Here is a 24,158-nt window from a genome sequence, read left to right as displayed (position 1 = left end):
TATGAAAATAAAACGGAGAATTACAATTGTTTTAATTTGTTTTATGGGCGTTATGTTTTTATTGCTTTGTCGTTTAATTCAAATCCAAATTATAGATACAGAATCATTTACTGATCGCAAAATAAATTTAATTGAAAAAAGTGTTACGCAACGTACACAATCCATTACAGTAGACGATGGACGGGGACAGTTTATAGATCGGAATGGTAAAGAAATAGGTGAGGAAAAGTATCCTGTTTTAATTATTTTTCCATTCTTACAAATAAAAAATGACATGTTAGAGAAAATCGCGCATATCATTGGTGTGTCGAGACAAGAGATTAGAAGCCAAATGGAAAATAAAAAAAATGCATTTATACTGCAAAGGGAAACTGTTCCATTTCGAGTGACACGAGAGCAGATGGAGAAGGTAAATCAATTACATGTATTAGGTATTGTAGCAGCTGAAGTGCGATTAAAACAAAATGGAGAGATAAATCATTTAATTGGTAATGTAGGGGAGAACGAAAGAGAATTTCAAAATCGATATGGAGAAGTGAAAAAAATTTCAAAACAAACGCCGATAGGTATTTCAGGATTACAGCAATCATTTGATGAATTTCTATTGACTGATGGAGAGGCAAAAGTATTGTATCAAGTAGATCGGCAAGGAGAACCAATTTTCGGAAAACAAGCGAAATATACTTCACCAGGAAATCCATTTTATCCAGTTAGGATTCAAACTACTTTACATAAAGGGTTGCAGCAAAAAGCAGAAGAAGTGATTGAAGCAAACGAAATAAAGAAAGGGGGATTAGTATTACTCGATGTAAAGACAAATGAAATATTAGCGATGGTCAGTAAACCGTCTTTACAAGTAAGGGACAAGAATTTATATAAGACTACACTTGAAAATCAAATGTTAACGCCACATTTTCCAGGCTCTGTTTTTAAAACAGTAGTTGCAGCGGCAGTCATTGATCAAAAAGTAAATTTGTTTAATCGGACATTTAACTGTAATAAAGATTTATATGGTGAAAACGACCCACAAGTTATGATGGGTACACTTAATTTTAAAGAGAGCTTTGCTAGGAGCTGTAACAGGACGTTTTCTGAGTTAGGTAATGAGCTATTACAAAAGGATAGGACGGTGCTAGAGACATACGTAGCAGCTTTAGGAGCAAATGAAAAGGTTGGATGGAAAGGTTCGGTATTTCATGCACCTCATTTTGAGCAAATGCCAGAAGAGAAAGGCACTACTATTTGGGGGAATGAAGAAAATAAAAATAGTAAAAAAGCGGTAGAGCAAACAGCGATTGGACAGAAAGATGTACGTATATCACCTCTAGCAATTGCAAATATGATGGCGACGATTGCGAGGAATGGAGAAAAGATGGAAGTGAAAGCTGTTGAAAAAATAGTATATAAAAATGGAGCAGATTTTTTTACATTTGAGAGCCATACGTTAAATGGAAAACAGCTTTCGTATGAAACAGTGAAAACATTACAAGAGTTATTAAGAGGCGTTGTAACAAGGGAGAAAGGTACAGGAACGGCATTCCGATCGTTGCCACTAAGTGTCGCTGGAAAATCCGGAACAGCGCAAACAGGGAAAGGGACGAGGGTGAATCGCTGGTTTGCAGGTTACTTTCCGTATGAGAATCCAAGATATGCTTTAGTTGTTGTTGATCTAGAGACTGATAGCAAAGTGAATAAAGTTACACCTATTTTTAAAGATATGGTAGGAGCAATCTATCAATTGGAGAATGAAAAGTAATCTTGCAATTTATAGTGAATTGTTTTCATTTCACGAAAATATCATTGTAAATGTTCAACCTTTCTAGATTTAATGTTACAATAGCAATTAGGAAAAACTGCATGGAGGTTTGGAGAATGGCAGGAGGATCAAGATTCCAACAGAAACAACAAAAACGTCGTCAAAACGGTGTTTTAAATATTGCAATCGCTATTGTGTTACTATTAGTAGCTATTGTAGCATATCAATTGTTCGTTCCTAATACGAAAGAGCAAGCATCTTCTAGTGATAAGAAAGTCTCTCAACAAACAACAAAGAATGAGAAAGCTGGAAAATCAGAAGATAAAGCATCTGCTAAGAAAAAAGAAAAAGAGCAAGAGCAAGCAGAAGCTAAGCAAAAAGCTGAAGAAGAGAAGTTAAAGGCTGAGGAAGAAAAGAAAAAAGCTGAAGAAGAAGCGAAGGCTAATGAGAAAGTACCAGCTGAAAAAACTGTATCCCAGGCAAAAGATGCTTACACAAAATCTTCTTGGCAAGCTGTAGGAACAGAGCAAGGTACATCACCAGATGGGGCATTTAAAAAAGGAACAGCGAATTGGAATGAAATGATAAAAGCAATTTCTACTGCTGTTGAAGTTCCAGAAAACCAGTTAGTGCTTCATTGGGTTGGTCGAGATAAGACTGGAAAGAGCAAAGCTTATGGTGACGTTCAAGATAAGCAAAGTGGAAAAAGATATTACGTAAATATTGATTGGGTAGATAATGAGGGCTGGAAACCAGTACTTGTTCAAACTCTAAACTAAAAAAGAGAGGCTCCNNGGAGCCTCTCTTTTTTAGTTAACGCAATTTTTTCAATTTAAAATGAACAACCGCGCTATAATACGGTCTTTTGCTTTCAGGATCCATAACCATTTGATGTGAGATGTGATGAACTTCAAGCATAAGTGCTTTATTATTATCGATTTGTTCACTAATTTTTCGTTCTAAAGAAGCTAAGTCTCCCGCTTCAAAAAATTCTACTTTATCTTCTAACATTTCAAAGGTAAATGACATGAAGACGGCCCCTCTCCTATGTAATCAACTATAGTGTAACAAAGAAAAGAAGGAAATACCATGTACATTTCAATTGACATTTTTAGCGAGAGGGAATATCATACTGATAAAACCGATAAGAAAAAGGGGAATTTTTATGGGTACAGAATTTAATGGTTTATTTGATGAGTGGGCTCATACGTACGACTCATTTGTACAAGGCGAAGATATACAATATAAAGAAGTTTTCGCCCATTATGAGGACATTCTAGAGGATGTAGTTAACAAGTCATTTGGTAATGTATTAGAATTTGGTGTCGGTACAGGTAATTTAACAAATAAATTATTACTTGCTGGCCGCACAGTTTACGGTATAGAACCGTCGCGTGAAATGCGCATGATTGCAAAAGAGAAATTGCCAAAAGAATTTTCGATTACAGAAGGTGATTTTCTTTCGTTTGAAGTCCCAAATTCAATTGATACCATTGTAAGCACCTATGCATTTCATCATTTAACAGATGATGAAAAAAATGTAGCGGTTGCGAAGTATAGTCAATTGCTAAACAAAGGTGGTAAAATAGTGTTTGCTGATACGATATTTGCAGATCAAGATGCATATGATAAAACTGTTGAAACAGCAAAACAAAGAGGTTTTCACCAGTTAGCAAACGATTTGCAAACGGAATACTATACACGTATTCCAGTTATGCAGACTATTTTTGAAAACAATGGCTTCCATGTAACGTTCACGAGATTAAATCATTTCGTTTGGGTAATGGAGGCAACTAAGCAATAGAAAGAGGGATTAGATTGAGAATTGCTGTAATTGGAGCAATGGAAGAAGAAGTACGTATTTTACGTGATAAATTAGAACAAGCAGAAACAGAAACGGTTGCAGGTTGTGAATTTACGAAAGGACTATTAGCAGGACATGAAGTAATCTTGTTAAAGTCTGGTATTGGTAAAGTAAATGCAGCGATGTCAACGACAATTTTATTAGAAAAATATAAGCCTGAAAAAGTAATTAATACTGGTTCAGCTGGTGGTTTCCATCATTCTCTAAATGTTGGGGATGTAGTTATTTCAACTGAAGTTCGTCACCATGACGTAGATGTAACAGCATTTAACTATGAATATGGTCAAGTACCAGGAATGCCGCCTGGATTTAAAGCTGATGAGGCGTTAGTTGCATTAGCTGAGAAATGTATGCAAGCTGAAGAAAATATTCAAGTTGTAAAAGGCATGATTGCAACAGGCGATTCATTTATGAGTGATCCGAACCGCGTTGCAGCCATCCGTGATAAATTTGAAAATCTTTATGCAGTAGAAATGGAAGCAGCAGCTGTTGCACAAGTATGCCACCAATATGAAGTTCCGTTTGTTATTATTCGCGCACTTTCTGATATTGCTGGTAAAGAATCAAATGTTTCATTTGATCAGTTTTTAGATCAAGCAGCTCTTCATTCTACAAACTTTATTGTAAAAGTGCTAGAAGAGTTAAAGTAATGTAACAAAAAGGCAACTGTCTCATATAAAGAAAATACATACAGTTGCCTTTTCTTTATTGGCAAATAAGGGGGAGAACACGATGAATGTATATCGTGGAGTTCATGAGTTAATTGGTCATACACCAATTGTAGAAATTACTCGTTTTTCACTTCCAGAAGGGGTCCGTTTATTTGCAAAGCTTGAATTTTATAACCCAGGCGGAAGCGTTAAGGATCGTTTAGGAAGAGAATTAATCGAAGATGCACTAGAAAAAGGGCTTGTTACCCAGGGTGGAACAATTATTGAACCGACTGCTGGGAATACTGGTATTGGACTGGCACTTGCAGCGTTAGAACATGATTTGCGCGTTATTGTTTGTGTACCAGAGAAATTTAGTATTGAAAAACAAGAATTAATGAAAGCGCTAGGTGCAACGGTCGTGCATACACCGACTGAGCAAGGAATGACCGGTGCAATTGCAAAAGCAAAAGAGTTAGTAAATGAAATACCGAATTCATACTCTCCAAGTCAATTTGCAAATGAGGCAAATCCTCGTGCATATTTTAAAACATTAGGTCCTGAACTGTGGGACGCATTGAATGGAGAGATTAACATATTTGTTGCTGGAGCAGGAACTGGCGGTACGTTTATGGGGACTGCATCTTATTTGAAAGAAAAAAATATAGATATTAAAACCGTTATCGTAGAGCCAGAAGGATCTATTTTAAATGGTGGTAAGGCTGGTTCACATGAGACAGAAGGAATTGGATTGGAATTTATCCCGCCATTTTTGAAGACATCTTATTTTGATGAAATTCATACGATTTCTGATCGAAATGCATTTTTAAGAGTGAAAGAATTAGCGCAAAAAGAAGGACTTCTCGTTGGAAGCTCTTCAGGAGCAGCATTTCATGCGAGCTTACTTGAGGCAGAGAAGGCAGCGCCAGGTACAAATATTGTAACAATTTTTCCTGATAGCAGTGAGCGCTATTTAAGTAAAGACATATACAAAGGATGGGAATAAAAAATGAGAGCAAAGACAAAGTTAATTCATGGTATTCGCATAGGAGAACCTTCAACTGGATCTGTAAACGTACCGATCTATCAAACAAGTACGTACAAACAAGAAGCAGTTGGTAAGCATCAAGGATATGAATATTCACGTACAGGTAACCCAACACGTGCAGCATTAGAAGAAATGATTGCCGTATTAGAAAACGGTCATGCTGGATTTGCATTTGGTTCTGGAATGGCTGCTATTACAGCAACAATTATGTTGTTCTCAAAAGGTGACCACGTTATTTTAACAGATGATGTTTATGGCGGAACGTACCGCGTTATTACGAAAGTATTAAACCGCTTCGGTATTGAACATACATTTGTAGACACAACAAACTTAGAGGAAGTTGTAGAAGCAATTCGTCCAAATACGAAAGCAATCTATGTGGAAACACCAACGAATCCATTACTAAAAATTACTGATATTAAGAAAATATCTACTCTTGCTAAAGAGAAAGATTTATTAACAATTATTGATAATACATTCATGACGCCATATTGGCAGTCGCCGATTTCTTTAGGAGCAGACATTGTACTTCACAGTGCAACGAAATATTTAGGAGGTCATAGTGACGTAGTTGCAGGTCTAGTAGTGGTAAATAGCCCACAACTAGCAGAAGACCTTCACTTTGTACAAAACTCAACAGGAGGTATTCTTGGACCACAAGATAGCTTCTTACTACTTCGCGGTTTAAAAACATTAGGAATTCGTATGGAAGAACATGAAACGAATTCACGCGCTATTGCTGAATTCTTAAATAATCATCCAAAAGTAAATAAAGTATATTACCCAGGTCTTGAATCACATCAAAACCACGAATTAGCAACAGAACAAGCAAATGGATTTGGTGCTATTATCTCGTTTGATGTAGATAGTGAGGAAACATTAAATAAAGTACTTGAGAAACTGCAATACTTTACACTTGCTGAAAGCCTAGGAGCAGTAGAAAGTTTAATTTCTATCCCATCTCAAATGACACATGCATCAATCCCAGCAGATCGCCGTAAAGAATTAGGAATTACAGATACATTAATTCGTATTTCTGTCGGTATTGAAGATGGTGAAGATTTAATTGAAGATTTAGCACAAGCGCTAGCATAATAAAAATGCACTNNAGTGCATTTTTATTATGCTAATTTGTGAAATGTTTCACAAATTAGACATACACAAATGAAATGATTTCATGTATATTGAATTCATGAAATGTTATTCACGAGCAAACTTGTGAAATATTTCACAAACAATGGGATTCATGTAGGACGGTAACTCTATTTTTTTTCGCTAATCGGGACTTATTATGACCTATAGGGACTTATAAAGACCGTGATAACAGAATAGGAGGAAATTTACATGGTAGTCAAAGAGAAAGTTGTAAATGAAATGCAAGAGGTAAAAGAGATGATTGATACGTTAGTAAATAACGGTCAACAAGCTTTACAAGCATTAGAAAGTTTTACACAAGAGCAGATTGACAACATTGTTCATGAAATGGCATTAGCAGGTGTTGATCAACATATGCCACTTGCAAAATTGGCTGTTGAAGAAACAGGCCGTGGTGTCTATGAAGACAAATGCATTAAAAATATTTTTGCCACTGAATATATTTGGCATAGTATAAAGCAAGATAAAACGGTAGGAATTATTCACGAAGATCCTTATGAAGAAATAATAGAAATTGCAGAACCTGTCGGTGTAGTAGCTGGAGTAACGCCAGTAACGAATCCAACGTCGACAACAATGTTTAAAGCGTTAATTGCAATAAAAACGAGAAATCCAATTATTTTCGCATTTCATCCTTCTGCACAAAATTGTTCTGTGGCAGCAGCGAAAACCGTATATGATGCAGCAATGAAAGCTGGTGCACCAAAACATTGTATTCAATGGATTGAGAGACCGTCTGTCGAAGCGACGAAACAATTAATGAACCATGATGGTGTGGCACTCGTTCTAGCAACTGGAGGCGCTGGTATGGTGAAATCAGCTTACTCTACTGGAAAACCAGCGCTAGGTGTAGGTCCTGGTAATGTACCGTGTTATATAGAAAAATCAGCACATGTAAAACGAGCTGTTAATGATTTAATTTTATCGAAAACATTTGATAACGGTATGATTTGTGCATCGGAACAAGCAATCATTGTCGATAAAGAAATCTATGATGATGTTAAAACAGAAATGATCGAAAACAATTGTTACTTTGTAACAGAAGAAGAAAGAAAAAAATTAGAAAAGCTCGTTATAAATGAAAATACATGTGCAGTAAATAGTGATATTGTAGGGAAATCAGCACAGTATATTGCCGAATTAGTTGGGATTACTGTTCCTGAACATACAAAAATGCTTGTAGCTGAAATTCAAGGTATCGGAGCAGCATATCCGTTATCTCGTGAGAAACTGAGCCCAGTATTAGCTTGTGTGAAGGCGAATTCATTAGAAAAAGGATTTACATATTGCGAAGAAATGTTGAACCTCGGTGGTTTAGGACATTCAGCAGTTATTCATTCTACAAATACAGAAGTGCAAAAGCAATTTGGATTACGTATGAAAGCTTGCCGTCTCATTGTAAATGCACCTTCATCACAAGGTGGAATAGGGGATATATATAACGGATTTATTCCATCACTTACACTTGGTTGTGGTTCTTACGGAAAGAATTCAGTTTCCCAAAATGTAACAGCGACTCATTTATTAAATATAAAAAGGCTGGCAAATAGAAAAAAGAATATGCAGTGGTTCAAATTGCCACCAAAAATTTATTTTGAAAAACATGCTACAGCGTATTTAGCAAATATGCCTAACATTTCACGTGCATTTATTGTAACGGATCCTGGAATGGTTGAACATGGCTATGTCGATACAGTCACGCACTATTTAAACAAGCATGCAAATGATGTGAAAATTGAAGTTTTCTTTGAGGTCGAACCAGATCCATCAGATGAAACTGTCTTTAAAGGTGCGGAAATGATGAGAAGCTTTCAGCCAGATGTAATTATCGCACTTGGTGGCGGTTCAGCTATGGATGCAGCAAAAGGAATGTGGTTATTCTATGAGCATCCAGAAACGACATTCTATGGCATTAAACAGAAGTTTTTAGATATAAGAAAACGTACATGTAAATATCCGGAATTAGGAAAAAAGGCGCAGTTTGTTGCGATTCCAACAACATCAGGAACAGGATCAGAAGTGACACCATTTGCGGTTATTACAGATAAGAAAAATAATATAAAGTATCCGCTCGCAGATTATGAATTAACACCAGATGTAGCAATTGTTGATCCGCAATTTGTAATGACAGTACCACCACATGTAACAGCAGATACTGGTATGGATGTTTTAACACATGCAATTGAGGCGTATGTGTCTGTTATGGCAAATGACTATACAGATGGATTAGCATTAAAAGCTATTGATCTCGTATTCAAATATTTACCGAGAGCATATAAAGATGGAAATGATGAAGAAGCACGGGAAAAAATGCATAACGCTTCTGCAATTGCAGGGATGGCATTTGCAAATGCTTTTCTAGGTATTAATCACAGCTTAGCACATAAAATTGGTCCAGAATTCCATATACCACACGGACGTGCAAATGCAATTCTTATGCCGCACGTAGTCCGCTATAATGCTATTAAGCCAAGAAAACACGCATTGTTCCCAAAATATGAGCACTTTGTAGCAGATGAACGCTATGCACATATTGCGAGAATGCTTGGGCTTCCAGCAAGCTCAGTAGCAGAAGGTGTGGAATCACTCGTCAAAGCAATTATTGAGCTTGGAAAAAGCTTAAATATTAATATGAGTATTGCAGGGCAAGGAGTAGATAAAGAGCAATTTGAAGAGATTGTTGGAGTATTAGCAGAAAGAGCTTTTGAAGATCAATGTACAACTGCTAATCCAAAGTTACCGCTTATTTCAGAGCTGAAAGAAATTTATATGGAAGCATATAAGGGTGAATAATGATTACAAAAGAGCCGCAGTAAAGCGGCTCTTTTTTTGTTGGAAAACATCTCCCAGAATGCCTGTATTTACTGGTCTTTCAGTTTCATAGAATATGATAAAGTGAAATGGAGGAGTGAGAATATAATGAAAGAATTACAAGGGAAAATAGAAGATTATACTAGGTTCGGACAAATTCTTCTCGCTGTAAGTACATTGTTAATGGTTGGCTTGTTGATTCCGGATGGAGCAAAAGAGACAATCCAATTTTTTGTTATGATGGGGAGCATCGTTATATTTTTAAGTTTATCATTCTTTTTCTTTCAGCGTGTGAAAGTGATGCGTGACCAGTTAGAGGAAAATGAATGTGAATAATATTGTTAACTAGAGCGAGGCGAAAAGAAAGAATCTTTTTGTCGCGCTTTTTGTTTTTTGTAGAAAAATGTATGCGTTTCATGTTGACAATGATAATCCTTATCAATTAAAGTAGAATAGTAGTTAATGATTATCATTATCAATTAGAGGTGAAGGAATGAAAAAGTCTATTACGCTATTTACAGCGATTTTATCTATTTTTTTCTTGTTAATAGGTTGCAGTGCCAAAGGGGACGAAAAAGCGTCTGCAACCAAAACAGAAAAAGGAAAAGAAAAAATCGAAATTACCGACCTGTCAGGGAGAAAGGTAACATTCGATAAAGTACCAGAAAGTTTTGCAACATTAAGTATGGGAGACATGGATATTATTCATGCTTTAGGTGGAAAAGTAGTAGGTCGTCCGGATACGAAATTAACTCTTCCAGAGGAGTTAAAGAAAGCAAAAGTAATCGGGAATGCACATCAACCGAACTTTGAGCAAATTGCTAGTTTAAAGCCCGATGTACTTGTTGCTAACAATGGATTCCAAAAGAATGTGCCAACGGTTGAAGGACAAGGAACGAAAGTAATCATTTCTTCTGCGAATTCTGTACAAGATATTCAAAAGAATATTGAATTATATGGAACAGTAATGAAGAAAGAAGATAAAGCAAAAGAACTTAATCAAAAAATCAATGATCAAATGAAGAAATATGAGAAAAAGAGCGATGTGAAAGCATTGCTAGTGTATGGCGCACCAGGTACTTATTTAGCGGCATTACCAACATCTTTATCAGGTGATGTTTTAGAAAAAACAGGCGGGAAAAATATTGCTTCTGATTTTCCAGAAACGAAAGAATATCCGCAATATGCACAGCTAAGTGTAGAACGTATTATTGAGGCGAATCCAGATGTCATTTATTTAATTACACACGGAGATCCAAAAAGTGTGAAAAAAGCATTCGAAGGCGAAATGATGAAAAATGAAGCGTGGAAAAATTTAGATGCAGTAAAACAAAACCGCGTAGTTATTTTGCCACCTGATTTATTTGGATCTAATCCTGGGACAAAAGTTACAGAAGCAATGGACTTTATGTATAAAAGTATACAAGATGTAAGGAAATGATACGTATGGAAAGTAGTGAAGTAGTAAGAGAAAAGGAACATCCTTTTGCGAAAAAAAGATGGATAATAGCAGTTACTTTAGTTGTATTAACAATTCTAGGCCTCTTTTACGGTCTTTTCGCAGGAAGTTTATCCTTTTCTGTACGAGACATTCTAACAGGTATACAAGATGAAGGTTCGACAGTTCATCGAATTGTATGGGATCTTCGCATACCGAGAGTTCTCGTTGGGTTTATAGTAGGAACATGTTTAGCTGCATCTGGTACACTGTTGCAAGGGGTTATGAGAAACCCTCTTGCAGATCCTGGTATTATTGGGGTTTCATCTGGGGCAGGTCTTGTAGCAATTGTCATCATGATTTTATTCCCACAGCATCTAGCTTTTTTACCACTAGGGGCGTTTTTAGGAGCTTTCATAACAGCAATGGTTATTTATGCTTTATCATGGCAAAAAGGGGCACCACCTTCAAGAATCGTCTTAGTAGGGGTGTCGATCAATGCATTAATTGGTGCAGCAACGTCAGCTTTAATGTTATTACATAGTGACAAAGTACAATCCGTGTTACCGTGGCTAGCGGGCGGCATTGGTGGTGTAAGTTGGGCACATTTAAACATGATTATTTATTATGCAATATTCGCCATTATATTAGCTTTCTTTGGTATTAAGCATATTCGAGTGTTAATGCTTGGAGATGAAATGGCAAAACTATTAGGACATAATGTGGAAAAAAGTCGGTTTTATTTAATCGTAGTAAGTACATTATTAGCTGGAATTGCAGTAAGTGTGTCTGGTCTTATTGGATTTGTCGGTCTTGTCGTACCACATATGCTACGTTTATTAGTTGGAAATGATTATAGATATTTGCTACCTTTATCATGCCTTGGCGGCGGGATATTACTTGTTTTTGCGGATGCAATAGCTCGAAGTTGGTTTGACCCAATCGAATTGCCTGTTGGTATTTTACTGTCCTTCTTAGGTGGTCCTTTCTTCTTATATTTAATTCATAGAGGAGGAAAACAACGTGATTTCCGTTAACAAAGTGTTTTACGCACACTCTGAAAGATTTCAAATGAAAAATATGAATGTACATATTAAGGCTGGAGAAATCATTAGTTTAATCGGTCCGAATGGATCGGGAAAATCTACTTTGCTTCGTTTAATAGCAAGGCTACTGAAACAAAGCGAAGGGGACATCATTTTAGATGGGAAAAATATTCATACGATGAAAAGTGCTGATGTAGCGAAGCAATTAGCGATGTTACCACAAATGCATGATCATCAATTAGATTTAACAGTGAAGGAACTAATTGAGTTTGGAAGAGGTCCTCATAAATCATGGAGTAGCCGCTTAAATAAAGAAGATGAAGAAATTGTTGATTGGGCATTGTCTGTTACAAATCTTGAAGGGTATGAATATCGTCTTTTACACTCTTTATCCGGAGGGGAACGGCAACGTGCTTGGATTGCGATGACGCTAGCGCAACGTACAAATGTCTTATTATTGGATGAACCAACAACCTTTTTAGATATCGTTCACCAGTTGGAAGTAATGGAACTTGTGAAACGATTAAATGAGGAGTTTGGAATGACAATTATAATGGTTTTACATGATATTAACCAAGCGGCTCAATATAGCGATCGTTTACTCGTATTAAAGCGAGGAGAGATTCAGTATGATGGTATACCAGAAGAAGTACTGTGCCATGAAATGTTTCAACATGTATTTGGCATAGATGTAGATATTTTTCAAGGAAATGACAAGCCGTTTTTTACACCGAAACGAATTTCTAAAAGGGGAGAAGCGCGATGCAAACAGAAGAGCGTATTACCACTGAATTAGTAAGAGAATTTGTTATGGCAGCTCACGGGGATTTAGAGAAAGTACAAGAACTGTTGGTTGAATCACCAAGCTTACTTCATGCCTCTTATAGTTGGGGTGGCTCAGATTGGGAAAGTGCTTTAGGAGCAGCGGCACATGTAGGGCGTAAAGATATTGCTCTTTATTTACTAGAAAAGGGTGCTCGAATGGATATTTTTGCAGCAGCTATGCTTGGAGAATTAGAAGTTGTACAAGCTATTTTAGTAGTCCAGCCAGAAGCGTTGCATGCATCTGGTCCTCATGGTATTTCTCTTCTTCAGCATGCGCGAATGGGTGGAGAGAAATCTAAGCGTGTATATGATTATTTAGCAATACTATCTTAATGAACGAAGGAAGTTCTTATGTGCGGTAAACTTTTCACTTGAAACAATTGGAAAGTTTACCGCCCGTTAGAACGGGATAAGTATCTAGTATATTTGAAAATCCTACACCCCCTCAACTGTAGTTTTCTGAATACTAGTTATGATATGGATGCAGTAGACAAAATTTGTCTACTGCTTTTTTTAGTCGGTGAGAATGAATATTCTGTATTTTGTTGTGGGTTCATTTATCCCGCATTAACGGGCAGTAAGACTCCCGCCTCAAAATTCAGCTAGAGCAAAGAAGTTAGACGGGAGATCGACTGCCCGTAAACGCCCGATTGGTGAGGGCTGATAATCAGTGGGGATGAACAAAACTCCCCACTGATTAAAGTTTCACTTTATAATTAATAGTAACATTTCGTATACATACAAAACATGATCGTGAAATTAAGAACAAATTAGTGGAAAGGAGTGCAGGCATGTTTCATACAGATCGTTTACAAATTCGCAAATATACAATGGATGATTTACAGTTCTACGCTTCACTATGGGGGAACGAGAAGGTAATGCGCTATATTGGAAATGGGACGTTAAAAACATATATGCAGTGTAAAAAAAGTTTGGAGGAGTGGGTGATTCCTAGCTATAAAAACGGTCTCGGTTTATTTGTATTGATTGAAAAGGAAACGGGAACAAGAATTGGTCATGCAGGGCTGGTAAAGCAGCAGATAGATGGAAAAGAGGAAATTGAAATTGGTTATTGGTTGCTTCCTGAGTATTGGGGAAAAGGGTATGCAAAAGAAGCGGCGGCAGCATTTCGAGACTACGGTTTCCAAGCATTACGAATGAATAAATTAATTTCTCTTATTAACCCGAATCATCCCGCCTCAATATTTGTTGCTAGAAAGACAGGGCTCAGCTATGAGAAAACAACTTCATTTCATGGGATGGATGTTCTCGTTTATTCCATTAAGCGTGTTGGATGAAAAAATTACTTTTTTAAAGGTAAATTACATTTTTTGAAGAATGGTATATGAAAATAAAGGGGGGATTACATGTACATTTATCATAATGGACTTATTATTCGTGAGGGAACGAGTAGTGTACCAGCATATGCAATTAAAGCTTTGTTTGAAGATGCCGGTTGGAGTAATGATGATATCCCTTCTTGGCAAATTGAAAAATTTACGATAGCATTCGAAAATTCAACATGGGCTTTCACAATTTGGGATGAAGAAGAGATGATTGCGATGGTCAGGGTCATTTCGGATGGAATTATGATCGCGAACATAGTAAATTTAGTTGTGAAGTGTGAATATAGAGGGAAGGGATTAGGTAAGAAGCTCGTAGCTCTTTGTTTGCAAAAGCTTCCCCACGGTGATTGGTTTGCGCATACATCTGCGAACAATTTTGATTTTTATAGAAGTTGTGGATTTGAAGTTAGAGAGCTATCGAGAAATGGAACATGTGCGTACTATGGATATCAAGTCGCGAAAAGAGATGGTCATCGATAAAGGAACGGAAAGTAAAGAAAAAGTATAGCGAGGTAATTTTGAGACTTTTTATAATAGAAAATGGATTGAGGCTCATTTTATGATAAAATAAAAGAAAATTCTGTTTATTATTAGGGGGATAAAAATGAGTATAAAAGTTGGGGATGTATTTAAATATGAAAGAAGATTTACTGAGGAAGAAGTTTTTGAATTTGCAAATATTACAGGTGATAAAGGTAGACACCATATGGAATATGATGAAAACGGAAGATTAATGGTTCATGGTTTATTGACTGCTAGTATCGGAACAAAGGTGGGCGAAGAGTTACATTACATAGCAAGAGAATTAGTAAGTGAGTTTATTAGACCAGTTTTTACAGGAGATACGATCACTTGTGAATTAACTTTAACAAATATTGAGCAAATGGAAGGTTATAAAAAAGTTTCAATCGAGTCAGTTTATCGCAATCAGCATGAAAAGACTGTACTAGTTGGGACAAGTTATGGAATTATAAGGGGATAAAAAAAGAAGCCTGTTAATCAGGCTTCTTTTTTATTATTTAGTAAACACGTTTTCGATTTTCCGCATAACTAGAGATAAGTAATAATGCAGTTTCTTCTCCTATATTACGAACAATATGAGGAACGCATGCATTCCATGAGAAAGAATCACCTTCTTCTACAATTGCAATATCTTCACCATGCTGAACTTCTAGTTTTCCGCGTAATACAAGGTGACATTCTTCCCCTTCATGGGCATTTGGTGAGTTTTCTTTTGGGAACCCAGTAGGGATTTCTACTAGAGATAGGCGAAGCCCCCCTTGCTCCGCAACATGTTCAATTCTTTGCTCATCTTTGCCGTATACACTGTATTTCCGTTCTTCTTTTTTGACAATTTTCAACTGATCTTTTTGTTCTAACAATAAATAGGGAAGAGGAACATTTAAAAAATTGGAAATCGTTTCTAAAGTTGAGATAGATGGTGATGTTTTATTATTTTCAACCTGACTCATAAAGCCTTTAGAAAGACCTGTTCCCTCACAAATTTGTGCAATTGTTATGCCTCTACGTTGACGAATTTCACGTATTGCAGAACCAATATTCATAAAATCAAGCTCCTTTTTGTAAACAACTATTTGTATCATAGCAAAAAAAATATATTTTTTCCCAATGAAAATGAATTGACGAATAAAAAAAATTAGTGTATGTTTTGTAATGTAAATAAAAGTTTTGTATAAGAAAACTATAAAGGAGAGAAAGAAATGAATCAACATATTGGTAACTTAATTATTCGTATCGTGTTAGGGGTAACATTCTTCATGCACGGTTTAACAAAATTCCAATCGGGAATTGACAATATTGCAGGGTGGTTCACAAGCATTGGTTTACCTGGAGGACTTGCATACGGTGTAGCAACAATGGAAGTAGTTGGCGGTCTATTATTAATTCTAGGTTTAGGTGTAAGATATATTGGATTACTATTTGCGCTTGTTATGGTTGGAGCAATTGTAAAAGTGAAATGGTCAGCTGGTTTATTAGGAGATGGAAAAAATCCTGGCTTCGAATTAGAACTTGCACTATTAGCAATGGGTGCGTACTTATTTGTTGCGAAAGCTGATGGTTTTGTAGATAATTTCTTAAAAGAGAAAATGTCAAAGAAGAACTAATTTAAATGGGAGGCTAACAAGATGAGTTTTCAACTTCATCCCGATACAACACTTGATGTTGTTCATTTATACGTATCGAATATAAAGAAATCACTAGAGTTTTATACGGAAGTACTAAGTATGAAGGTGCTAAAAGAAGAAGAAGCAGTTGTTACATTTGGGAATGAAAATGATGAACCACTTCTTATCATTGAAGAAAAGAAAGAAGCCTTTCCAAAGCAAAGAGGAAGAACAGGGTTATATCATTACGCAATTTTATTACCAAATAGACAGGATTTAGCGAATGTTCTTCGTCATCTTGTAGAGATGGTATATCCGCTACATGGCGGAGCCGATCATTACTTTAGTGAAGCTCTTTATTTAGCTGATCCAGATGGAAACGGGATTGAAATTTATCATGATCGTCAAAAAGAAGTTTGGCGTGATGAAAATGGAGAACTACCATTTGTTAGTAACCCGTTAGCTGGTGAAGAATTATTACAGCAAGGAAGTAAATGGAATGGTTTTCCAGTTGGTACTGTGATGGGACATATTCATTTCCATGTAGCTGATTTAGAGGAAGCGAAACGTTTCTATGTTGATGGTCTTGGTTTTGAAGTAACGATCCCGGCTCGTAATGGAGCGTTGTTCGTATCTGCAGGTGGTTATCATCACCATATCGGTTTAAATACATGGCAAGGTGAAGGGGTACCACCGCAAATGCCAGGGTCCATTGGTTTGAAATATTTCACAATTGTACTAGCAAATGAAAAACAAAAAGAGCAAGTATGTGAAAGCTTAAAAAATATTGGCAAGATTGCTACGTACAAAGATGGAATATTACAAGTCGAGGATCCATTTGGACATTGTATCCATTTCAAAATAAAAGGAGAAGCCTAAAAAGGCTTCTCTTTTTTATTTTCTTATAATTGCTTTTTCATTTTGTAAAAATAGTTCATCAAATTGCTTTGCAAGCTCAAAATCTAGTTTCGTTAAACCTTTTGCATTCCAAGATGACAAAGTAATAATAACTGCTTTATACTGGATAAGGATAAATGGATGGTGATTATGTTCTTCTGATAGTTTGGCGGCTTCAGAGACAAATTCGACTCCTTTTAAGTAGTCGGAAAACATATATTTTCGTTCAATCCATTTCTCATCTTTTACCATCCATTTATCTACCTTCAATAATTCCTCGTGAACTTCTTCTTCAGTTAATCGTAGCATCATTTTTCACATCCTTTACTGGAAGTAACGCAAGGCCATTGTTAATAAGGCGTGTTACAGCTTCATCAGTTGTGAAAGTAGAAAGTTGTTGTAGTAATGCTGCCGATGTTTCATGACCTTTGTTATGCTCTAAAAGTAACTCTAATACTTCAAGGCGCAGCAACCATTCTTTCGCATAAAATGTATTTAATACTTCTTGAATTGCTACTAATTGATCGATATGCGCGTCGTGTAAAATACCCTCACTTCGAATATCTCGCACTGTTTGATACATACGTTCAAGTTCATTCAGTACAAGTGGAGCAGGAAGTTCTTGAACTTCTTCATCCATTGGGAAAAATGCTGCTGCATCTGCGGCACCCGGGAATGCTGAAGTGATTTGTGAGCCAACAGCCATATCAAATGCGCCCCATGAAGCATCAAATAAAACGCGGGTGTTATAAGTAACTGTGCAATCGATAAAGGAAATAAGAGCAATTTTCTTATCGTTTTTTACAATATCTGTTACTGTTCCTTTTACATGAATACCACTTGCAAAAGTAAACTCAGCGATATTTCCAATTGTAATTCCTAATGATTGTAGTTGTTCGTCTGTACAATTTTCTAATGCAATATTTTCAGTGAGTAATCCAATTGGTGTTCCAAATCCATCACTGTGCACAGAAGTAGAATGATTCACTAACTGTTTATTATGAAGTGCTAATGCCGTTGGCGAATTTGTTCGCATGTAAATTAATTCACCTGCATCGTTTTCAATTGTCTCGCTAAATGTACCTGTAATTTGTAATCCGCTATTTAGCTCAGCTGTTGCATAGCTTTCAGAGCGAATTGCTTTTTCTAAACCTTCTTTTCCACCTGTTTTAAAGGCCATTGTTTTAGAAAATGTTTCAAGTGCATCTGTTAATTCTTCAAAGGATTCACAAACAAATAGTTGTGGTTGCATTTTTGTTACGTCATAAGTTGTCCCTGTACATGCTTCGATAGAAAATGGAACCTTTTCTACAGAGTCTGTTAAGCAATGTTTGCTTTCGCCAACAGAAGAAAGGAGACCAGCACCATATATTTTTGGATCATCTATATTTCCGATTAATCCATATTCTACTGTCCACCAGAAAAGACGTGAAATTTGTTCAGCTTCTGATAAACCAGAAACTAAGTTTTGTTTTTCAATTACAGCATGTTCAGCAGCTTTAACTTCATCAGGAGTAGAAGTAGGGCTTTCTTTTACTATCGTTAATGTACGAACAGCTTCAAATGCATCATGTTCTTCTTTTGTAGAGAAAGCTTTTGCACCAATTTGTCCAAAACGTTTCACATATTTTGCATATGTAGGATCAAGTAAAATCGGTGCGTGTCCTGCGGCTTCATGTACGATATCTGGAGCTGGTGTGTACTCGATATTTTCTACTTTCCGAATATCAGTTGCGATTGGTAGTAAGCCGTGTCCTTGGAAATCAAAGAATGCTACGCCAGGAATAAGTCCGTCAATCGTTACAGCACCCCAGCCGCTTGGTGCCAAACACTCATTCATTTCTTCTACTTTTGGAATTGCATCTATATTAATACCAGATGATTGTAGTCCGTTCACATAGGCTGGATGAGCAACGTCTTTTAAGAAGCTATGATTTTGTCTCATAATGTAACGCCACACAGCGTGATTCACCGGTGTGTATTGATCATAATGTTGTGTGGATACGAATGGTTTTAAATGCGATGGAATTTCTGTTTTCTTTGTCATTTAGACATCCTCCTTTTTTTCTATAAAATTGAATATCGATTTCGTATAGCTTGTATCACCTCCCTTCATTATTTGTAAGCGCTTATAAAATTTTATCATAAGATTCGGAATTATTTAACATCTGTTTCTGTGAGAAATAGAAAAAGCCCCTATCGGAAAATCCGATAGGGGCGAAAGAATCGCGGTACCACCCTATTTGTAAGTGAAAATACACTTACATCTCAATTAATGATAACGGAAAAATTCCGTCTTTTCCTTCATGCATAAAAGCACTACGAAAAAGAAGCTCCAGAATTGTAATTCATACTCATATATGTGCTAATTTCCACCGACCATTAGCTCTCTGTAACAGGGATATAAGATACTACTGCGATTCTTTCAACGCGTATATATGAAATTTTGTAAGAGGGCGGACGCAAAAAAGTCCCTATCGGAAAATCCGATAGGGACGATAAAAATCGCGGTACCACCCTATTTGTAAACAAGTAATTGTTTACCACTCACTTTAAGATAACGGAAAGATCCGTCTTTCTCTTCATGCATAAAAAGCATTACGGGAAAGAAGCTCCAGAATTGTAATTCACGCTTGTATATGTACTGATTCGCACCAACCATCAGTTCTCTGAGACAGTGATATAAGTCGCTACTAGTATTCCTTCAAAGCCGATATATAATTCGTTCAACTAAACTATGTTTTGTATTATAAAACTATATTAAAAAAATTGTCAACAATTTTTTTTATCTCGCGTTGACGAGCGGTAAAAATCCCACCTCAAAATTCGGCGGGAGCAAAGAAGTTAGAGGGGAGACTAACTGGCCGTAAACACCCGATTGGTGAAGGTTAATAATCAGTGGGGATGAACAAAATCCCCACTGATTAAAGTGTCACTTTATTTCACTTCTAAATCAACATTTAAATTAGAGGTATTGCCAGCTGCATCAGTTGCGACAATGTGAATAGTATTTTTTCCTTCTTGTAATTGATTACGCTCGAAATAAATGTCATAGCTTTTCTCCCAAGAGTTTAGGAATGCTTGTTCCCATACACCATTTCCGTTAATTTCATACTGTATTTTCACTGGAATTCCAGGTGCTACCCATCCAGACTCTGTCATCCAATCTAGTAGAATATCGTCAACTTTCCCTCTAATTACGAGGTTTTCTTGATCAACTTCATGTGTCAATTTCGGTGCAGTACGGTCAACAAATACAGCAGCTGTTTGTTTCGTTTCTCCGCCTGAGTTAGAAGCAACAGCTTCAATTTGATATAAACCATCTGCTAATGGCGATCCATCAACTGTAGTACCGTTCCATTTGAAAGGTTTATAACCTGCTGTTTCGTTTTTACCTTGATAAATTATTCCTTGGTACGTTACGCGCTCTTTTGTAACTAAGTTAGCGTGTAACGTTACATCTTCAACTGGAGCGACTAAATAGTAGTTGATAAGATTAACGTCTAGTATGTTATCATCATTTGGGCTAAAAGTAGAATTAACAATTTCAAGTCCATCGATACGTTTATAATCTTTAGGATCGATACTAAATGTAAATGGAATTCGAATTTCTTCTTTTGCTCCTTGTTCTTTTACATATACATTTCCAGTATACACACCTTGTGGTAGTGAGCTATCTACAGTGATAGTAAATGGTTTTTCGGTACTACTATTTGGTTGTATGCTAATCGATGAAGGGACAGAAGTTTTTACTTTTGTTTTTGTGTTTGCATCTAGTAACTCCACACGAGTTGAAAAGCTTTTCTTTTTACTAGAAAGGTTTTGTAATGTAACATTTTGCGTCAGTTTTACTTTTCCGCTATTTGGCTTAATAAGACCAAAGCTAATATTGTTAGGTTTTACTAATACATTGGTTTGAGCTGCTTTCGGAATGTTAATTAAACCAGATCCTTGTGCCATGACAGGATATGTATTTTCATTGACATCATGTAATGTTTTTGCAGTGTTGGCAAGAGCCGCTTTCAATTGTTCTGTCGTCCAATCAGGATGCATTTGACGCAAAAGGGCAACTGCTCCAGCTACTTGCGGAGCAGCCATACTTGTTCCGTTATGCGATTCATAGCCGCCTCGCGGTACTGTACTAGTAATTTGTACGCCAGGTGCAACAATATCAGGCTTTATTAGCCAACTTCCTTGTGATGGTCCTCTTGAACTAAAGTTACCGATAAGTTCTGTTTGCTTTGGTTGTCCAATTTTTATATTTTTCTTTCGTTTTGTAATTAAAGTTTTTAATTCTTCCCCATTTGTATTTGATAATTGCATGACTGGGACAGCTAGATTTTCACGTGCAAAATATTCCGGCATCATATTAATTTCTTTTTCGTTAGAAATTAATAACACACCAAGTGCACCAGCTTGCTTCGCTTGCTCTGCTTTTACTAATGTACTAGAAGTGCCTTGTAAAATAAGTGCGAATTTCCCTTTCACATCTTGGTTTGCATAATCACTTGGATTGCCATAACCAACATATACAAGAGGGGAATCATTTCCTATTGGGAAATCGGATTTTGATAACGGTAACCCTTGATATGTTTTGCTGGAACCAGCTATTTGGAATGTTGGGAATGGGATAGAAACCGTAGATGCTCCAACAGAAATGACGCTACTTGCGTTACCGGGAGCATCAACAGACCAAGGTTTTGGTCCGTCATTTCCATTTGAAACAACAGCAGTAACACCAAGTTTCGCTGCACGTTCTAACGTTAATGTGACAGGCTGATCAGGTACATTTAAATCCTGCCCAAGGGAGAGATTTAACACATCGGCACCATCTTGAATCGCTCGTTCAATACCTTGGATAATATCATCTGTTGTACCAGTACCACCGTCATTCATTACACGATAGGCTAGAATAGAAGCATTTGGAGCAACGCCTTTAATTTTTCCGTTACCCGCAATAATTCCAGCGACATGAGTACCATGTACGTTACCATCCATTGGATCGTTATCTTCATCAACCGTGTCATATCCACCAATATAATTTGCCTTTAAGTCAGGGTGTGTATAGTCTACGCCAGAATCGATAATAGCTACTTTCATACCTTTTCCATCAAGCGGTTTGCCAGATGGATCTTTTAAATTCCATGCTTCAGGTGCACCAATTGTCGGTCCACCGATATTTGGTGCTTCTTCGCTAGTAGCACTTTTTGATGTTTCATGCAATTTATATGTTAAGTTCGGATAGACTGCTTTTACTTCAGGTAAAGAGGCAAGAGCGGTAATTTGATCTCCAGGAACTGAAATAGAGAATCCGGAAAATAACGTATTATAAATTTCTTTAATTTTTGCACCAGGTGCTTTTTCTTTTATTTTCTTAGTCGTATCTTCTTGTGCTTTTTTTAGCTCAGCATGATAAGACTGCGCATTACTATTTTGTAAATCTGGAGCATGCTGAATATTACTTTGAGCAGCGAGTGGTGCATGTTGTAATTCTACAATTACTGATATTTCTTTTGTTGTTTTCGTTTCAACATTTTGAGCAATTTTATTTTCTCCCCATTGTTCAATCGTTGTTTTTAATTGTGGACTAAATTGCTTCTCCTTTTGTAGTGATTCAGCATGAGCGCTTAAAGCTCCAAAACTAGAAAAGACAAGCGCCATGCTTAATAGTGTAGATGTAGTTTTTTTCATTGATACTCCCCCTGATAAAAAGTGCCAATATTCAGAAATAAAATCTTACATTTTAGTTGGAAATTATAAATATAAATGTTGGCTAAACTATACTTTCGACATAATTCATACCAATCCTCTATGGATTGAAAATTTCTTGGGAAATTTTTTCTGATTATGTCGAATCGATATTTTTCACATATTGTAGGGAGAAAGTGAGGAATGCTATGAGGGAAATGGAGTGATGGTATGAAGAGGCTAATAGTAAGTGGTAGTGTAGTGTTGTTTATGTTTTTATGTTCTATCACTATCACGAGCGCAGAAAATAATAATGTGAAAGTTGCTTTTATTCGTCATCATAATCTTTGGATAAAAGTTGATGGAAAAGAAATACAAATTACAAAAGGAGAGTACATAACAGGGCCGAAGTGGTCATATGATGGAGAGTGGCTGGCATATGTAAAAGGAAAGAAACAAAGTATGCTTGAGTTATATCGGCTGAAAGACGGAAAGAAAGTTACGCCGTTTCACTCAGAAGCATCGAATTATCAATGGTCACCAACAGAAAATATAATTGCATTTATATTTACAGGTACATTAAATACATTTGATGTAGAAAAAAAGAATGCAGATTTTGAAAATGTATCGGCTGGTGTAGGGGATTATGCATGGTACCCCGATGGAAAGAACTTTCTTGTATCCTCAGAAGCGCACTTACTTCCAACAGGATGGACAGGGGCTCAGCTATATGAAGTGCAAAAAGATGCACATATGAATCCTCACAAAATGAAGCATTTGTATGCATTGCCAAATGAACATGATGATTTTCTAGCGCTAGTAGCAAGTGGCTTTACGTGGTCACCAGATCAAAAGTGTATTTCATTTTTAGCGGTACCGACAGCTTCATGGTCAGCTGATAGTAATACGCTTTGCTTAATTCGAGCAGACGGCAGTCGGTTTGAAATAGTAGATCAAATGCTATTAAATACAGAATGGTTCAAATGGGCGCCATCCAAAAATATATTGGCTTATATTGAAGGAAGCGGGAGAGTTGCATTAGAGAATAAACATTTAAAAATAAAAGAACTGCCAGCACTCCAGCAGCAAACATTTACGCCGAAAGGATATGTTGATTGGGATTTTACATGGAAGAACGATAACGTAATTATCGTTTCACGAGCAAAAGAGGGAGGGTTTGAAACACCGCCAGAAAAAAGGCCATTCCCATCTTTATATGAGATAAATAGCACAAGGGATACACAATATCAAATTACAAAGCCATCTAATAAGCAAGGCGATTATCATCCAATCTTCATGAAGAAGAGCAATCAATTAATATGGATACGTTCAGATCGTAAGAAAGCTGATATATGGCTAGCTCATAGTGATGGAAAACATGAAAAGAAGTGGATTGAAAATGTAGATGTACCAGAGTGGTATTATGAGAAATGGAATTGGGAAAATGTTATCTCGGTGAAAGAAGAATAAAAAACTGCCTAAAAGATCGTTGAAGTGAACCCGAATAG

Annotated in this window: 23 protein-coding genes and 2 other annotated features; of the genes, 18 read left to right on the top strand and 5 right to left on the bottom strand. The window is 36.6% G+C overall.

Annotated features, from left to right (window positions below):
• Position 1 precedes the first annotated feature (1 nt).
• Together COK05_RS01850 and COK05_RS01845 are read left to right on the top strand one after the other, a co-directional pair.
• Positions 2–1,756 (top strand): peptidoglycan D,D-transpeptidase FtsI family protein, encoded by a 1,755-nt coding sequence (locus tag COK05_RS01850; RefSeq protein ID WP_098611245.1) that lies wholly within the window; start codon positions 2–4, stop codon positions 1,754–1,756.
• A 116-nt stretch (positions 1,757–1,872) separates the two neighbouring features.
• The gene (locus COK05_RS01845) at positions 1,873–2,535 is read left to right on the top strand and encodes a YrrS family protein (RefSeq protein WP_098611244.1); all 663 of its coding nucleotides are present in this window, start codon (positions 1,873–1,875) and stop codon (positions 2,533–2,535) included.
• 34 nt (positions 2,536–2,569) lie between these two features.
• Here COK05_RS01845 and COK05_RS01840 read toward each other — a convergent pair whose 3' ends face one another.
• Positions 2,570–2,785 (bottom strand): YrzA family protein, encoded by a 216-nt coding sequence (locus COK05_RS01840; protein WP_000010984.1) that lies wholly within the window; start codon positions 2,783–2,785, stop codon positions 2,570–2,572.
• 136 nt (positions 2,786–2,921) lie between these two features.
• On the opposite strand from COK05_RS01840, the gene COK05_RS01835 reads away from it, so the two are divergent.
• The 13 genes from COK05_RS01835 to COK05_RS01770 all read left to right on the top strand — a co-directional run bounded on the left by COK05_RS01835 (position 2,922) and on the right by COK05_RS01770 (position 14,921).
• Positions 2,922–3,560 carry a class I SAM-dependent DNA methyltransferase gene (locus COK05_RS01835; RefSeq protein WP_000536323.1) on the top strand — a complete coding sequence of 213 codons (639 nt, stop codon included), beginning with the start codon at positions 2,922–2,924 and terminating at the stop codon, positions 3,558–3,560.
• Positions 3,561–3,574: 14 nt separating this feature from the next.
• On the top strand, positions 3,575–4,270 hold the full coding sequence (gene mtnN, locus COK05_RS01830) for a 5'-methylthioadenosine/S-adenosylhomocysteine nucleosidase (RefSeq protein ID WP_001217025.1): 696 nt from the start codon (positions 3,575–3,577) through the stop codon (positions 4,268–4,270).
• Positions 4,271–4,352: 82 nt separating this feature from the next.
• A complete protein-coding gene (locus COK05_RS01825) occupies positions 4,353–5,276 on the top strand; it encodes an O-acetylserine dependent cystathionine beta-synthase (protein WP_098611243.1) in 924 nt (307 codons plus the stop codon).
• 3 nt (positions 5,277–5,279) lie between these two features.
• On the top strand, positions 5,280–6,413 hold the full coding sequence (locus COK05_RS01820; RefSeq protein ID WP_001201921.1) for a bifunctional cystathionine gamma-lyase/homocysteine desulfhydrase: 1,134 nt from the start codon (positions 5,280–5,282) through the stop codon (positions 6,411–6,413).
• A gap of 249 nt (positions 6,414–6,662) precedes the next feature.
• A complete protein-coding gene (gene adhE, locus COK05_RS01815) occupies positions 6,663–9,266 on the top strand; it encodes a bifunctional acetaldehyde-CoA/alcohol dehydrogenase (protein ID WP_098611242.1) in 2,604 nt (867 codons plus the stop codon).
• A gap of 126 nt (positions 9,267–9,392) precedes the next feature.
• Positions 9,393–9,620 carry a YrhC family protein gene (locus COK05_RS01810; RefSeq protein ID WP_000661454.1) on the top strand — a complete coding sequence of 76 codons (228 nt, stop codon included), beginning with the start codon at positions 9,393–9,395 and terminating at the stop codon, positions 9,618–9,620.
• Positions 9,621–9,777: 157 nt separating this feature from the next.
• Positions 9,778–10,725 (top strand): ABC transporter substrate-binding protein, encoded by a 948-nt coding sequence (locus COK05_RS01800; RefSeq protein ID WP_016080223.1) that lies wholly within the window; start codon positions 9,778–9,780, stop codon positions 10,723–10,725.
• 5 nt (positions 10,726–10,730) lie between these two features.
• Positions 10,731–11,759 carry a FecCD family ABC transporter permease gene (locus tag COK05_RS01795; protein WP_141538859.1) on the top strand — a complete coding sequence of 343 codons (1,029 nt, stop codon included), beginning with the start codon at positions 10,731–10,733 and terminating at the stop codon, positions 11,757–11,759.
• Positions 11,746–12,564 (top strand): ABC transporter ATP-binding protein, encoded by an 819-nt coding sequence (locus COK05_RS01790; protein ID WP_098611240.1) that lies wholly within the window; start codon positions 11,746–11,748, stop codon positions 12,562–12,564. Before COK05_RS01795 ends, COK05_RS01790 begins: the two co-directional genes overlap by 14 nt.
• Positions 12,531–12,926, top strand: a complete 396-nt coding sequence (locus COK05_RS01785; RefSeq protein WP_098611239.1) for an ankyrin repeat domain-containing protein — start codon at positions 12,531–12,533, stop codon at positions 12,924–12,926. The genes COK05_RS01790 and COK05_RS01785 overlap by 34 nt, the downstream gene beginning before the upstream one ends.
• Positions 12,927–13,312: 386 nt before the next feature.
• Positions 13,313–13,891: a GNAT family N-acetyltransferase gene (locus COK05_RS01780; RefSeq protein WP_141538858.1), complete on the top strand. Its 579-nt coding sequence runs from the start codon at positions 13,313–13,315 to the stop codon at positions 13,889–13,891.
• A gap of 69 nt (positions 13,892–13,960) precedes the next feature.
• Complete coding sequence (locus COK05_RS01775) at positions 13,961–14,419, top strand: GNAT family N-acetyltransferase (RefSeq protein WP_098611237.1); 459 nt, start codon at positions 13,961–13,963, stop codon at positions 14,417–14,419.
• Between the two features lie 124 nt (positions 14,420–14,543).
• Positions 14,544–14,921 (top strand): MaoC/PaaZ C-terminal domain-containing protein, encoded by a 378-nt coding sequence (locus tag COK05_RS01770; protein ID WP_000025008.1) that lies wholly within the window; start codon positions 14,544–14,546, stop codon positions 14,919–14,921.
• A gap of 37 nt (positions 14,922–14,958) precedes the next feature.
• On the opposite strand, the gene COK05_RS01765 is transcribed toward COK05_RS01770, so the two are convergent.
• Positions 14,959–15,504 carry a helix-turn-helix domain-containing protein gene (locus COK05_RS01765; RefSeq protein ID WP_098611236.1) on the bottom strand — a complete coding sequence of 182 codons (546 nt, stop codon included), beginning with the start codon at positions 15,502–15,504 and terminating at the stop codon, positions 14,959–14,961.
• A gap of 156 nt (positions 15,505–15,660) precedes the next feature.
• On the opposite strand from COK05_RS01765, the gene COK05_RS01760 reads away from it, so the two are divergent.
• Positions 15,661–16,065, top strand: coding sequence for a DoxX family protein (locus COK05_RS01760; RefSeq protein WP_098391024.1), 405 nt, complete (start codon positions 15,661–15,663; stop codon positions 16,063–16,065).
• A 21-nt stretch (positions 16,066–16,086) separates the two neighbouring features.
• Positions 16,087–16,944 (top strand): VOC family protein, encoded by an 858-nt coding sequence (locus tag COK05_RS01755; protein WP_098611235.1) that lies wholly within the window; start codon positions 16,087–16,089, stop codon positions 16,942–16,944.
• 15 nt (positions 16,945–16,959) lie between these two features.
• Here COK05_RS01755 and COK05_RS01750 read toward each other — a convergent pair whose 3' ends face one another.
• The 3 genes from COK05_RS01750 to COK05_RS01740 form a co-directional block, all read right to left on the bottom strand.
• Entirely contained in the window at positions 16,960–17,274 is a 315-nt protein-coding gene (locus COK05_RS01750; RefSeq protein ID WP_000979537.1) for a 4a-hydroxytetrahydrobiopterin dehydratase, read from the bottom strand.
• Complete coding sequence (locus COK05_RS01745) at positions 17,255–19,009, bottom strand: aromatic amino acid hydroxylase (RefSeq protein WP_098611234.1); 1,755 nt, start codon at positions 19,007–19,009, stop codon at positions 17,255–17,257. Before COK05_RS01745 ends, COK05_RS01750 begins: the two co-directional genes overlap by 20 nt.
• A 163-nt stretch (positions 19,010–19,172) precedes the next feature.
• Positions 19,173–19,400, bottom strand: a binding site (T-box leader).
• Positions 19,401–19,450: 50 nt separating this feature from the next.
• Positions 19,451–19,679: a binding site (T-box leader), on the bottom strand.
• Positions 19,680–19,899: 220 nt separating this feature from the next.
• The gene (locus tag COK05_RS01740; protein ID WP_098611233.1) at positions 19,900–22,653 is read right to left on the bottom strand and encodes a S8 family serine peptidase; all 2,754 of its coding nucleotides are present in this window, start codon (positions 22,651–22,653) and stop codon (positions 19,900–19,902) included.
• 228 nt (positions 22,654–22,881) lie between these two features.
• Between COK05_RS01740 and COK05_RS01735 the strand changes: the two genes are divergently transcribed.
• Entirely contained in the window at positions 22,882–24,120 is a 1,239-nt protein-coding gene (locus COK05_RS01735; protein WP_098611232.1) for a TolB family protein, read from the top strand.
• The last annotated feature ends 38 nt before the right edge of the window (positions 24,121–24,158 follow it).

Origin of the sequence: Bacillus cereus (assembly GCF_002567495.1) — a bacterium.
In the GTDB taxonomy this organism is placed as follows: Bacteria; Bacillota; Bacilli; order Bacillales; family Bacillaceae_G; genus Bacillus_A; species Bacillus_A cereus_AQ.
The sequence above is the reverse complement of the archived record's forward strand: the minus strand, read 5'-3'. Positions and strand labels throughout refer to the sequence as shown.

What these genes read in the sequence shown, in the direction of transcription:
- COK05_RS01850 (WP_098611245.1), top strand. Translation starts at nt 2, where the DNA reads ATGAAAATAAAACGGAGAATTACAATTGTTTTAATTTGTTTTATGGGC.
- COK05_RS01845 (WP_098611244.1), top strand. Translation starts at nt 1,873, where the DNA reads ATGGCAGGAGGATCAAGATTCCAACAGAAACAACAAAAACGTCGTCAA.
- COK05_RS01840 (WP_000010984.1), bottom strand. Translation starts at nt 2,785, where the DNA reads ATGTCATTTACCTTTGAAATGTTAGAAGATAAAGTAGAATTTTTTGAA.
- COK05_RS01835 (WP_000536323.1), top strand. Translation starts at nt 2,922, where the DNA reads ATGGGTACAGAATTTAATGGTTTATTTGATGAGTGGGCTCATACGTAC.
- COK05_RS01825 (WP_098611243.1), top strand. Translation starts at nt 4,353, where the DNA reads ATGAATGTATATCGTGGAGTTCATGAGTTAATTGGTCATACACCAATT.
- COK05_RS01820 (WP_001201921.1), top strand. Translation starts at nt 5,280, where the DNA reads ATGAGAGCAAAGACAAAGTTAATTCATGGTATTCGCATAGGAGAACCT.
- adhE (WP_098611242.1), top strand. Translation starts at nt 6,663, where the DNA reads ATGGTAGTCAAAGAGAAAGTTGTAAATGAAATGCAAGAGGTAAAAGAG.
- COK05_RS01810 (WP_000661454.1), top strand. Translation starts at nt 9,393, where the DNA reads ATGAAAGAATTACAAGGGAAAATAGAAGATTATACTAGGTTCGGACAA.
- COK05_RS01800 (WP_016080223.1), top strand. Translation starts at nt 9,778, where the DNA reads ATGAAAAAGTCTATTACGCTATTTACAGCGATTTTATCTATTTTTTTC.
- COK05_RS01795 (WP_141538859.1), top strand. Translation starts at nt 10,731, where the DNA reads ATGGAAAGTAGTGAAGTAGTAAGAGAAAAGGAACATCCTTTTGCGAAA.
- COK05_RS01785 (WP_098611239.1), top strand. Translation starts at nt 12,531, where the DNA reads ATGCAAACAGAAGAGCGTATTACCACTGAATTAGTAAGAGAATTTGTT.
- COK05_RS01775 (WP_098611237.1), top strand. Translation starts at nt 13,961, where the DNA reads ATGTACATTTATCATAATGGACTTATTATTCGTGAGGGAACGAGTAGT.
- COK05_RS01770 (WP_000025008.1), top strand. Translation starts at nt 14,544, where the DNA reads ATGAGTATAAAAGTTGGGGATGTATTTAAATATGAAAGAAGATTTACT.
- COK05_RS01765 (WP_098611236.1), bottom strand. Translation starts at nt 15,504, where the DNA reads ATGAATATTGGTTCTGCAATACGTGAAATTCGTCAACGTAGAGGCATA.
- COK05_RS01760 (WP_098391024.1), top strand. Translation starts at nt 15,661, where the DNA reads ATGAATCAACATATTGGTAACTTAATTATTCGTATCGTGTTAGGGGTA.
- COK05_RS01755 (WP_098611235.1), top strand. Translation starts at nt 16,087, where the DNA reads ATGAGTTTTCAACTTCATCCCGATACAACACTTGATGTTGTTCATTTA.
- COK05_RS01750 (WP_000979537.1), bottom strand. Translation starts at nt 17,274, where the DNA reads ATGATGCTACGATTAACTGAAGAAGAAGTTCACGAGGAATTATTGAAG.
- COK05_RS01745 (WP_098611234.1), bottom strand. Translation starts at nt 19,009, where the DNA reads ATGACAAAGAAAACAGAAATTCCATCGCATTTAAAACCATTCGTATCC.
- COK05_RS01740 (WP_098611233.1), bottom strand. Translation starts at nt 22,653, where the DNA reads ATGAAAAAAACTACATCTACACTATTAAGCATGGCGCTTGTCTTTTCT.
- COK05_RS01735 (WP_098611232.1), top strand. Translation starts at nt 22,882, where the DNA reads ATGAAGAGGCTAATAGTAAGTGGTAGTGTAGTGTTGTTTATGTTTTTA.